The 11,867-nt window shown below is 64.8% G+C and carries 7 protein-coding genes, 1 tRNA gene, 1 rRNA gene and 1 pseudogene; 6 read left to right on the forward strand and 4 right to left on the reverse strand.

Annotation, left to right across the window (positions count from 1 at the left end):
• A pseudogene (locus ABZ948_RS11950) lies at positions 1-96 on the reverse strand (GatB/YqeY domain-containing protein); the annotation flags it as partial.
• 134 nt (positions 97-230) lie between these two features.
• Here ABZ948_RS11950 and ABZ948_RS11955 point away from each other — a divergent pair.
• From ABZ948_RS11955 to ABZ948_RS11970, 4 genes are all read left to right on the forward strand, one after another.
• Positions 231-1,157 (forward strand): metallophosphoesterase, encoded by a 927-nt coding sequence (locus ABZ948_RS11955; protein WP_359758790.1) that lies wholly within the window; start codon positions 231-233, stop codon positions 1,155-1,157.
• Between the two features lie 148 nt (positions 1,158-1,305).
• Positions 1,306-2,076 carry a Pr6Pr family membrane protein gene (locus tag ABZ948_RS11960; RefSeq protein WP_359758791.1) on the forward strand — a complete coding sequence of 257 codons (771 nt, stop codon included), beginning with the start codon at positions 1,306-1,308 and terminating at the stop codon, positions 2,074-2,076.
• 47 nt (positions 2,077-2,123) lie between these two features.
• Positions 2,124-2,197: transfer RNA gene (locus tag ABZ948_RS11965), tRNA-Pro, on the forward strand.
• Between the two features lie 648 nt (positions 2,198-2,845).
• Entirely contained in the window at positions 2,846-6,034 is a 3,189-nt protein-coding gene (locus ABZ948_RS11970) for a type ISP restriction/modification enzyme (RefSeq protein ID WP_359758792.1), read from the forward strand.
• Between the two features lie 81 nt (positions 6,035-6,115).
• On the opposite strand, the gene ABZ948_RS11975 is transcribed toward ABZ948_RS11970, so the two are convergent.
• The gene (locus ABZ948_RS11975) at positions 6,116-7,258 is read right to left on the reverse strand and encodes a hypothetical protein (protein ID WP_359758793.1); all 1,143 of its coding nucleotides are present in this window, start codon (positions 7,256-7,258) and stop codon (positions 6,116-6,118) included.
• Positions 7,259-7,564: 306 nt separating this feature from the next.
• Entirely contained in the window at positions 7,565-7,786 is a 222-nt protein-coding gene (locus ABZ948_RS11980; RefSeq protein ID WP_359758794.1) for a PIN-like domain-containing protein, read from the reverse strand.
• A gap of 634 nt (positions 7,787-8,420) precedes the next feature.
• On the opposite strand from ABZ948_RS11980, the gene ABZ948_RS11985 reads away from it, so the two are divergent.
• Both ABZ948_RS11985 and ABZ948_RS11990 read left to right on the forward strand, forming a co-directional pair.
• A complete protein-coding gene (locus tag ABZ948_RS11985) occupies positions 8,421-9,950 on the forward strand; it encodes an Eco57I restriction-modification methylase domain-containing protein (protein ID WP_359758795.1) in 1,530 nt (509 codons plus the stop codon).
• A 180-nt stretch (positions 9,951-10,130) separates the two neighbouring features.
• Complete coding sequence (locus tag ABZ948_RS11990) at positions 10,131-11,114, forward strand: BsuBI/PstI family type II restriction endonuclease (RefSeq protein ID WP_359758796.1); 984 nt, start codon at positions 10,131-10,133, stop codon at positions 11,112-11,114.
• Positions 11,115-11,165: 51 nt separating this feature from the next.
• On the opposite strand, the gene rrf is transcribed toward ABZ948_RS11990, so the two are convergent.
• Positions 11,166-11,282: ribosomal RNA gene (gene rrf, locus ABZ948_RS11995) — 5S ribosomal RNA — on the reverse strand.
• Between the last annotated feature and the right edge of the window lie 585 nt (positions 11,283-11,867).

Here is an 11,867-nt window from a genome sequence, read left to right on the forward strand (position 1 = left end):
GGCGAGCGTCAGCCGGAGCGTCGAGGAGCGGAGCTCGTCGCGCTCCTTGATCGCGGCGTTGAGGTCATCCTGCAGCTTCGACTTGAGCGTGGTCATGGGGACGATTATCGCAGGTGCGGCCGGAAAGGCGCCCCTCGATTTAGGGGGCGGCCGGGCAAAGGCCGGTGCCGTCAGGCCATTTCGCGCACCACCGGGCGCAGGCCACCGGCCCGGTCTGACACGATGGTCGTATGCGCGCGCGATACGGAGTCCCCCTGGGAATCGCGGCGGCTGGTGCCGCCGGTCTGTTGTACGCGGCGGGCTTCGAGGCCCGCTCCTTCCGCCTCCGCCGGGTCACCGTCCCGGTCCTGCCCTCAGGGATGCGCCCCCTGCGCGTGCTCCAGGTGTCGGACATCCACATGGTCGGCGGCCAGCGCAAGAAGCAGCGCTGGCTGCGGTCCCTGGCCGGCCTGCGCCCCGACTTCGTGATCAACACGGGCGACAACCTGTCCGACCCGGAGGGCGTCCCGGAGGTCCTGGACTCGCTCGGCCCCCTCATGGAGTTCCCGGGCGCGTACGTCTTCGGCTCCAACGACTACTACGGCCCGAAGCTGCGCAACCCCGCCCGCTACCTGATGGAGAAGGCGCAGGGCCGCCACGGACTGAACGGCAACCCGCCGGCCGTCGGCGCGGTGCACAACCCGTGGGAGGACCTGCGGGACGGTTTCGACGCGGCGGGCTGGCTCAACCTGACGAACACGCGCGGCACGCTCAAGATCGAGGGCCTCTCGGTGGAGCTGACGGGTCTGGACGACCCGCACATCAAGAGGGACCGCTACGAGCAGGTGGCCGGCGGCCCGTCCGACACGGCGGACTTCTCGATGGGCGTCGTCCACGCGCCGTACCTGCGCACGCTGGACGCGTTCACGGCCGACGACTACCCCGTGATCCTGGCCGGCCACACCCACGGCGGCCAGCTGTGCATCCCCTTCTACGGCGCGCTGGTCACCAACTGCGACCTGGACACGGACCGGGTGAAGGGCCTGTCCACGCACACGGCGGAGGGACGTACGTCGTACCTGCACGTGTCGGCGGGCTGCGGCACGAACCGCTACACGCCGGTCCGGTTCGCGTGCCCGCCGGAGGCGACGCTGCTGACACTGGTGGGACGGGAGTAACCGCGGACGTCGACGGCGCGGAGTCGGACGTCGACGGGGCGGAGCGGGGCGTAGGACCGGGCAGGGCTCGGCGGTAACCGGGCTCGGGGGTAACCCACACAGCCGCACCCGCATCGCCCCCTTTGTCCGTTTCTGTCAGCGTGGGGGCATGACAGCCCCGATACCCAGGGACCTCCCGGACCTCCCCGCGATCCCGCGCAAGCCCGCACTCCGGCCCTCCCCCGTCCCCGCCACGGCCGTCGTCGCCCCGGTCCGCCGCCCCGCGGCCGCGGCCTATCGCCTGCTGATCGCCCTCGCGGCGGCCGCCGGCGTGACGCTCGAACTGCTCCTCGGCGACCCGTCCCGGGTCCTGGGCTACTTCGCGGTCCAGAGCAACATCCTGCTGGCCGTCGTCATGATCTTCTCGGCCCGCCGCGCCTGGACGGCCAGCCGCCCCCTGCCGGGATCCGTCCTGGGCGCGACCCTGCTCTACGTCGTCATCGCGGCCCTCGTGCACCATCTGCTCCTGGCGAACGAGGCGAGCCCCTTCTCCCTCACGGGCGAGGCCGCAGCGCCGCAGGGCTGGCGGGCCCTGGCCCACCACACGCTCCACACGGTGACGCCGATCGCCGCCGTACTGGACTGGCTCCTGCTGACGACCCCCGGCCGCCTGCGCCTGCGCCACGCCCCGACCTGGCTGCTCTTCCCCCTGGCCTACCTGGCCTTCTCCCTCACCCGCGGCGAGCTGCTCCTCCCCGGCGCCGCCGACCGCTACCTCTACCCCTTCCTGGACGTCGGCCAGGACGGCTACAAGCGCGTCCTCGGCAACGCCCTCCTCCTTGGCCTCTCCTTCTACGCCCTGGCGGTCCTCCTCGTGGCCCTGGACCACGCCCGCCCGAACCCCATCCGCCACCGCGGGAAAACCGGATTTCGTGTCTAGCCACCGGTGGGCTAAAGTAAACGACGTCGCCGCGACAGCAGCGACATCGGGGTGTAGCGCAGCTTGGCAGCGCGCTTCGTTCGGGACGAAGAGGTCGTGGGTTCAAATCCCGCCACCCCGACAGTGAAGTACCAGGTCAGGGGCCTGATCCAGTGAGTGGATCAGGCCCCTGAGTGGTTCCTGGAGATCGTTTGGGAGAAATCTGGGAGAAGATCTTGGTCGGGGTCTCCCAGCTCGCAGCAGCCGCATCCACCTGATCACCGCGTCGCCGCATCCCTCTCATGTGCGCGTTCGTTAACTGGGCACTATGCGCTCCCGAGTCGTGCTGCTGGTATGTCTCGGCAATCCGGCTGAACCCCAGACGAGCCCCTGGACAGCGCCCGCCGCCTCGCGACGGACTTGACTTGACGCATCCAACGTCGCAGCTCCAGTCCGACATGGGCGCATATTGCGCGCATACGCGCCTCCGTGCGCCCTCGCATGCACCCTCCTTGCGCCCCGCGCTCCCCTCCTACGGTCATGGAACAGCGAGGGCCGGAATGAAGTCCGACCCCGACGGGAGCAAGGTGCGGCAGATAGCCGCACCGACATGACGTCGGCCGGATCTGCCCGCCTTGGGGGATGGGGCGGTATGAGTGCCCGACGGAGGATCTATGACAGCTTCGAACAGGCAGTCCAAGCTTCTGTGTCCGCGTTTGGAGCGGAGGTCACACCAAAGCTGAGAGGCAGCGGGTGGCAGGAGGACCAGCTCCGGGGACCGCTGGAGAATATGATCCGGTCTGTGTGCCGTGGCCTTGGTCTGGACGTCACCCTCATCGGCGAAGTTCCCCTCGTCGACATGGGAGCCCGCCCTGACTATGCGGTCGAGGTCGGCAGCGCTCTCGTCGGTTACATCGAGCTCAAGAAGCCTGGCACTCAGGCCGACCCGTCCGTCTACACAGGCCGCAACGCCGAGCAGTGGGCGAAACTGCGGCTGCTCAACAACGTACTGCTCTGTGACGGTAACGAGTTCTCTGTCCACCAGCAGGGCGAGCAGGTTGGCGAAGTGGCCTACCTGCGCGGCTCGGTCCTCACCTCCGGAGCCCGGCTTGCTCCCGCCGACGGGGCGCTTGCCCGAGTGCTGTACGACTTCCTTACCTGGGAACCGCAGACACCCCGCACCACGAGCCAGCTCATCCGAGCAGTCGCCGGCCTCTGCCAACTTCTGTCGGAAGAGGTCGGTGAGGCGATCGCGCAGGAGAAGAGCCGACGCCGTCTGCCGGCCTTTACAAAGCTGGCCAAGGACTGGCGGCACTTGCTGTTCCCGGAGGCGACCGACGCCGAGTTCGTCGAACAGTACGGCCAAGCCGTCGTATTCGCCCTTCTGCTCGCTCGGGTGGAGGAGATCACCTTCGAGGGCGAGACCATGCACAGTATCGCCACGAAGCTGGGCAAGAAGCACTCGCTGATGGGCCAGGCACTTGACGCCCTCGCCGGAGACTCGGTCGCTGGATTGTCCACCACGCTCAACACGCTGCTCCGTGTCATCAGCGCGGTCAGATGGGACGTGCTCGACGACGGAACGGGCGACGCCTATTTCCTGCTCTACGAGCGCTTCCTTCATATCTACGACCCTGAGCTGCGGGTACGCACCGGCTCGTACTACACACCGCGTGGTGTCGTCTCGGCCATGGCCAGGCTGGTCGAGGACGTCCTGAGACGGGAGGGATTCCGTATTCCGTCCGGCTTCGCTTCTCCCGATGTGGTCCTTGTCGATCCGGCCATGGGCACTGGCACTTTTCTGCTGTCGGCACTGGAGCTCGCTGCAGGGACGATCGCCGAAGAAGAGGGCCCGGGTGCGGTGGGCCCGCGTCTGCGAGAGATGGTGGGGCGTCGGCTGGTCGGCTTCGAGATGCAGGTCGGTCCGTTCGCAGTCGCAGAACTGCGCATGCACGCCATGCTCAAGCAGTACGGGTCCGCGGCCCCCTCCCAGGGCCTCAGGCTGCTGGTGGCTGATGCCCTGGACAGCCCGACAGCCGAGTTCAACTGGATCCCCCATACCTACCGGGCGCTCGCCGAATCCCGCCGCCAGGCCAACCAGGTCAAGCGGGACGAGCGTGTCATGGTCGTCATGGGCAACCCGCCTCACGACGCCGTGAGCCGGGGCGCCGGCAAGTGGGTGGAACGAGGTGAGCCCGAGGCGGACATCCCCGCCCCGCTGGGGGCCTTCCGGCAACCTGGTAACGGCAGGTACGAGTCGAAGATCGCCAACCTCTACGTCTACTTCTGGCGCTGGGCCACCTGGAAGGTCTTCGACGCACACGACGACGCTCCATTCGGTGTCGTCGCCCTGATCACACCGAAGGCATGGCTCAAGGGGCGGGCGTTCGCCGGAATGCGGCGCTACCTGCGGGAAACCGCCGACGAGGGCTGGATCATCGACCTGTCACCGGAGGGCCACCGCACGGATGTCGCGACCCGCATCTTCCCTGAGGTCGCCCAGGAGCTGTGCATCGCGATCTTTGTACGATGGCGGGACAGGGACAGCCCCAGGCCGCGGACAGACCAGCAGACCGCAAAGGTAAGACACCTCAAGGTCGGCGGGCGCCGCGACGAGAAGATCGAACGTCTGACGACCCTCAGGCTCGACGACCCCGAATGGCGCGAGTGCGCCACCGGCGGGACGGATGCCTTCCTGCCGCCCAGCAGCGATCTGTGGGAGTCCTGCCCGCAGTTGAGAGACCTGATGCCGTGGTCGTCCCGGGGCGTCACCCCGGGGCGCATGTGGGTCTATGCACCGGACGAGGACACGCTCCACAAACGGTGGCGGCGCTTTGTCGCTGCGGACACTGAGCGGCGTGCCGAGATGCTCGGAAACTCGGGAGAGCGAACGCCTGACGACAATGTCCCGCCCCTGCCGGGGGTCGAATCTCATGGACGAACAACACTCGCCACCGAGCACAGGACAAACGCTCAAACGGTGCGCATCGGATTCCGGTCTTTCGACCGGCAATATGTCCTGCCGGACAGCCGGTTGATGGAACGCGGCAGAGCAGACCTCTGGCGAGTCCGCAGCGACCGCCAGATCTACACCATCGAGCAGAACGCCCACCCGGTGGTCAACGGGCCAGCACTGGTCTTCAGCGCCCTCATTCCCGACATGCACTACTTCAACAACCGCAGCGGTTGCGCCCGTCCTCTCTACCGCAACGCCGCCGGTACGCTGCCCAACGTCACGCCCGGTCTGCTCCCCCTCATCTCCGGGCGACTCGGCGTACTGGTCGTCGCCGAAGACCTGCTGGCCTACATCGCCGCGATGGCGTCCCATCCGGAGTACACAGCTCGATTCCAGGAAGACCTGGAAGTCCCGGGCGCCCGGATACCCCTCACCGCTGACCGTTACCTGTGGGGACGGGCGGTTGCCATCGGCCAGCGAGTCTTGTGGCTGCACACCTACGGCGAGCGGTACGCCGATGAGACGGCCGGGAGACCGTACGGCAGGGTGTTGCTACCAGGCGACCGCCCCCGATGCGTCACGGAGATTCCGGACCATGCGGATGCCATGCCGGAGAAGCTGGCGTACGACCCCGTGACACAGGACCTGTGGATCGGCAGTGGACGGATCAGTCCGGTGCCTCGAGCGGTCCGGGAGTACGAAGTGTCCGGGATGAACGTTCTCGACAAGTGGTTTGGCTACCGCCGAAGGAATCCCGCCGGCAAGCGGCGCCTCGAACTGGACCATGAGTTCGCTCAGCGCTGGCTTCCCTCATGGACCACGGAATTGCTGGAACTGCTGAATGTCCTCGGCCTGCTCGTGCGCGAGGAGTCGGCACAGGCCGACCTCTTCAATGAGGTGTGCGCGGGCCCACTGATCACGGTGACGGACCTGACCACAGCGGGCATCCTTCCCGTGCCCACAGAGGCGACCAAGGCGTTGAAAGCGGCATCGGATGCGGGCGACGCACTGTTCGACCTGTGAGTGAAGCAGCGGCTCGTCCTCGATGTCAGGCCCGTGGCTCCGGCAGAACCTGGCTGCGTAAGAGGCGGGCAACGGGACAACTCACTGCGCTGCCCCCTCCGGTTCATTAGCCGCGGACGGGTGGACGTACCTGCCCTGGTTGAACGGGGTGAACCACGCCTTGAACGCCATCGGTGCGACGCCGAGAGCCGCCCCGACGGCGCTCTCGTCGATGCCGTCCATGGAGTCGTCGTAGAGCCACTCGTGGTCCATGTCCTCGTAGACATTGTTCGTGAACGCGTCGAGTGCGGCCGAGACGCCGTCGTCGAGCAACCCGAAGGTCTCCAGGGTCACGTTTGTCTCGTTCAGCAGCAGCTTCAGCGCGAGTTCCTCGGCGACGCAGCTCAGCTGCTGGAAGCTGCCGTCCGTGAAGCGGGTGGTCATGGCGATAACCGTCACCAGGAAGCGGCGGGCGAAGCGGGCGTCGTACTGGAGGGCGTATCGCTCGGGAAGGTCCTCGAAGAGCCACAGGGGACCGTCGCATTCCGCAGCGGTTGTGTCCTCCTCCGTCAGGGTCTGCACGTCTTGGAACAGCTCGTCCACCAAGATTTCCGTCGCGTACACCAAGGCACCGGCGGCGAGTTTGGCGTCCTCCGACGAGACGGCGAACTCGCTGTCATGGTCTTCTTCCTCATCGTCTTCGTCGTCCAGGACGCCGAACATCACGGGCGGGAAGGAGCGCAGCTCGTCTGCCAGTGCCAGCATCTGCCCGCGTACTGCCTCAGCTTCCGCCTTGGCGTCATAGCCCTCTCTGTCGTCCTCGACCGTGGGACGCTCGGCATGCCGGGCCTTACGGTCAGCCGGATCATCGGGCGGGACATCGGGACCGTCGGCGGCGGCGAGACTCTCTTGGGCGAGATCCGGGTGCAGTTCGACCTCGCATCGCTCGATCTGCCAGTCAGCCAACAGCTCAGACTGTTCCAGCAGTTCACCCACGACCGAGCGCACAGCCTCCTCGGCGAATTCCAGAGCCGGAGCGTCCACGAACACCTTCAGAAGCGCTCCGCCCGGGTAGACGGCCACGATGCTGTCGAGGAGGTCGACTTCCATGCCGTCGGGACCCTCGATGGCCTCGACCGAGTCGAAGCCGTCCTCAATGAGCGCCACGGCGCCGGCGCGCTGAAGTGGGTCCATCTCCGGAGTGCCCTTCGGGATGTGGGTGTCCACAGTCACTACGTATGTCACGTGTCCGATCCTGGCAGGGATGTCCCAGGGGACGGGGAGGAATCCGCTCAATCACGTGCACTACGCATCGCGCCAGGCAGTCGGCCTGGCTGATGTCGGCGGTGCAGCCGTCGTAGACGTCGTGTTCAGCGACCTAGCCAGTGCTTCGGCGGCTCTCCACAGCAGGGTCTGTGACCTGCAATCGGCTGCGTCGGGAGGGATCGACGGCCGTGAGGGAGACGAGTCGCTGACCGTCCGCCTCCTCCAGCTCGGCCAAGGCGTGAGGAAGCGCCGCACATACGGTGGCGATGGCGGTGCCAAGGCCGACTAAGCCGCCATGCTGTTCTGGCGGTACTTGATGCGATGGAGTTCCGACCGCGCGATCGCCTCGACCTCCATGGGCCGGTTCAGTTGCTTGGCGTCATTGGTGATGATCGCCTGGAAGCCCTCCGACCTGGCCTTCGCGTACAGCTCGATGTCCTTCGTGCCGGCCCAACCGTCCAGCTCGTGGCCGTGCACCACGTCGTGCGCGGTCAGAAGAATGCGCACGATCCCGACTATGGGCCTGGGGACGTTCTCATCGAGCAGCAGCTTCAAGCGACAACCTGCCGAGAGCCATCGGCGTAGCTATCCACGTAGTCGCTGAAATCGACCGCGTCCCGGGCGGCTGCCGCGCTGACCCCTTAGAAGTCGCTGACTCGGTCCGGGGTACACCGTCCCTGACCAGGGTCGCTACTCTGCGGCGGAATGCCGGGTTCCTTCGATGACCGGTTCACCGCCACGCACAGCGGAGTCGACGGAGACGTGGTCGCGTGGCTTCAGTGCGTCAGGGATGTGTCGGGCCGTCCTTGACCACCAAATTCCGCCAGCACCTGCGCGACGCCGTCGGGCGCCACAAGCCATGACGTCAGTCACAGTGCCCGTCGCAGCCATGGCCGCGCTCGGCTGCACCGCCTACAGCGAGGGCACCAGCTGGCGGTTCGCCGATACCGCCTCTTGCGGAGGGTGCCGGTGCGCGACTAAGGAAACGTTGCGGACACAGCACCGGAGAGACCATGAGGTCATCCGATGGCGAGAAGACCGAACCGCACATAACACATCTCGGACGCAGGACCGGGTGTCGCCTTGATGCGGTTATCCACAGGGCCACCGGTGCTGGTTTCCGCTGGCTAGGCTGTGCCGCATGGCAACAGAAGCACCAGAGGTCGCAACGGATCTTGTACTCCGCACCGAAGCTCGTAGGCAGCAGCTCTCTTCCGCGCTCGACGCCAAGCAGCGCGCGAAGCTGGGCCAGTACTTCACACCAGCGCCGGCTGCGGAATTCATTGCCTCACTGGCCAGGCTGGAAGCTGCGGATACCATCCGCATCTTGGACCCGGGTGCTGGCGTTGGCTCACTCACGGCGTCACTTGTGATGCGAGCCCTTCGCCATCTGCCCGGTACGCGGATCAACGTCACCGCCTGCGAAGTTGACCCTCAGTTGCACGACAGCTTGGTAGCCACGCTCGAAGACTGCGTCAATGCAGGGCGCGCCGTCGACAGCCACGTCGAGGTAAACCTCGTGCGAGGCGATTTCATTGCTTGGGCGACGGAAGCGGAAGGGATCTTTGGTGAGCGCCGAGGCCCATTCGATCTGGTGATCATGAACCCCCCATACAAGAAGCTTGCCGCCAACTCGCGTGAGCGCAAGGCGGTGACAGCCGCCTGCACAGAGACGTCCAACCTCTACTCGGCGTTCATGGCGCTCGGGACTCACTTGCTTGCGCCCGGTGGACAGCTGATGGCGATCACGCCCCGCAGCTTTGCCAACGGCCCGTACTTCCGACCATTCCGTCGATACTTCCTTGATCGCATGCACATCGACCACGTACATGTATTCGAGGCCCGGAACAAGGTCTTCGCCGACACAGATGTACTTCAAGAGAACGTCATTTTTTCAGCCACTCGCACCGACTCTCCGGACCGAGGACCCGTCACGATTTCGAGCAGCCGCAGCTACTCGAGCGAGGTCCGCAGCCGCAAAGTCCGGTACGAGGATATGGTGCACCCGTCAGATCCAGAGCATTTCATTCACATTAGCGCCGACGAGGAAGACGTCCAACTCGCCGCCGCCCATGCAAGTCTCCAAGCCACGCTACTGGAAATTAACTGCCAAGTATCGACGGGACGCGTAGTAGATTTCCGCAGCAAGGAGCATCTCCGACCCAACCCAGTTAATGGAGCAGTACCACTCATTTACCCCCTTCACATGCGCGACGGGGGCATCAATTGGCCCGTTCCCGAGGCGAAAAAGAATAACGCCATCATGCTGAACGGCGACACCAGGAAATTGACCTTTCCGCCCGGCCACTACGTCGTCGTGAAGCGCCTATCCTCCAAGGAAGAAAAGCGTCGGGTTGTCGCCGCGGTGTTCGATCCAGAAAACACACCATGCGAACGAATTGGGTTCGAAAACCACGTGAATGTCTTCCATTGTGACGGCGGAGGACTTACTCGTGATTTCACCCGCGGTCTCTGCCTTTGGTTGAATTCCACCCTCCTGGATCGCTTCATCAGGCGGTTCAACGGCCACACCCAAGTCAACGCAACCGATCTCAGGAACCTCCGCTATCCAAGCAAGAGCCAGCTAGAGGCCATCGGTCGCGACTGGCCGCACGGAACGTTGCCGCGCCAAGAGAGGATCGACGACATCGTTGAGCACCACCTGCAGTAAGGGTTAGACGCCGCACCGAACTGACGATGCCTGGTGACCGCTGGCTGATTCCCGATACGTTGGCCGAAAACGTATCAGTCGATACATGCAGGCTGGCGGGTCCTGTGCAGAGCCCCGCCCGAGGCGCCCTGTAGTGTGACCCCGGCTTATGCACTCGATTGCCTGGGGAGGGCGAGCAAAGTGACGAGAGAAGACCAAGAGAAAAAGCTCGGGGAGGCGAGGGAGGTTTTGGCAGCTCTCGGAATGCCTCTAAAACAACAGAACACCCGGACTGCTCTTGTGTTGCTCGCAATGTTCGACCTAAGACCCACTCAGGATTGGTCGGAGGTCAAGGTCAATGCTCTCGGAATAACTGAATGTATGGACTGGATGGCCGAACACTATCCTGACATCCCGAAGGGCACGAAAGACCCGATCAGGTATGCACCGAACAGCCGGGAGTCGGTCCGCAAAGAATCTGTGCATCAACTCGTCTCTGCAGGTGTCCTTTTCAAGAACTCCGACGCCCCAGACAGGGCAACGAACGATAAGAATAACCGATACCACCCAAGCCCGCTCGCCATAAAGGCGCTTGCCACCTTTGGCACGCCTTCCTGGAATGCCGCTCTAGCAGAGTTCCATGAAGAATGGGGAAAGCTGCGCGAAAAGTGGGCTGCCGAACGAGAGGCTCATCGCGTCCCAGTCGTGCTGCCTGACGGCAGCATGAGGTCTCTGAGCCCTGGCGATCATAGCGAACTGATCCGAGCTGTCGTCGAATCCTTCGCGCCCCAATTTACTCCCGGCGGCGAGGTCGTGTACCTGGGAGACACTGGATCCAAGTGGATCGTCGAGAGACCGGAGTATCTTGCCGAGCTAGGTGTGGCGGTAGACCCCCACGGCAAGATGCCAGACGTGGTGATCCACTACACGGAGAGGGATTGGCTGGTGTTGGTCGAGGCCGTCATCTCGACCGGACCGGTCAACAGCCTCCGAGTTGCGCAACTCAAGGATCTCTTCGCTGGCGCTCGCCCGGGGCTCGTGTTCGTGACGGCATTCCAGACCAAGAAGAAGTTCCGCCAGTTCGCTGCCGATATCGCCTGGGAGACAGAGGTCTGGGTCGCAGAAGATAGCACCCATATGGTGCATTTCAACGGGGAGCGTTTCCTGGGGCCCTACGGCGACTAGGCTGATTGGCAAGGGCCGTCCCGCGCACAGGCGGGACGGCCCTCAATTATGGATCGGCGACGACCTACTCTCCCACAAGGTCCCCCTCGCAGTACCATCGGCGCTGGCAGGCTTAGCTTCCGGGTTCGGAATGTTGCCGGGCGTTTCCCCACCGCTGTGGTCACCGAAAATTTGTTGGCACCCGCTACAAGTGGGTGACCTCACACCTCGATCATACAGGTGCTCGAGAGTACCGACGGCGAGCCTGGCCAAGGCGGAACTCTCTGATCGACGTAGCCGATAGCGACCGCGTCTCCCACGGCGCCGGGAAGTGGGTAGATCTCCTCGGGCCGTCCTCCGTAGTGCCGGCGAGTGCATCGGTGATCAGCGTACGCAGTGCAATCACCTGCTCGTCGCTGCGCCAGCCATGCAGGAGCGTGTAGGGCAAGCCTCGTAGTGGTTGCGTAAATCCTTCGTCTGCTGCGGGCCCACCTCGGATGGATGTCACAGCACTCGCTAACCGGCTTGCCGTACAGCCGCGGCATATGCCGGCACCGGAGGCGGCGCCTTGGGCGTAGAGCCGGTCGAAGGCGCCGACGGAGCGTACGGTCCGGCTTCCGCGTCATGCGTAGGGCGACGCAAGCATTCGCCCTTTACGTCGTGTCCATGCCAGGCGTGGGCGTCGTGGTCGAAAATCGGCCAACTGTGGTCGTCAGTAGGGGAGTTATCTGGCCATGCATCCTACTTCGTGCTTTCAGATAGCTACGCTGCATG

It is taken from the genome of Streptomyces olindensis (genome assembly GCF_040645895.1).
GTDB classification, from domain to species: Bacteria; Actinomycetota; Actinomycetes; order Streptomycetales; family Streptomycetaceae; genus Streptomyces; species Streptomyces olindensis.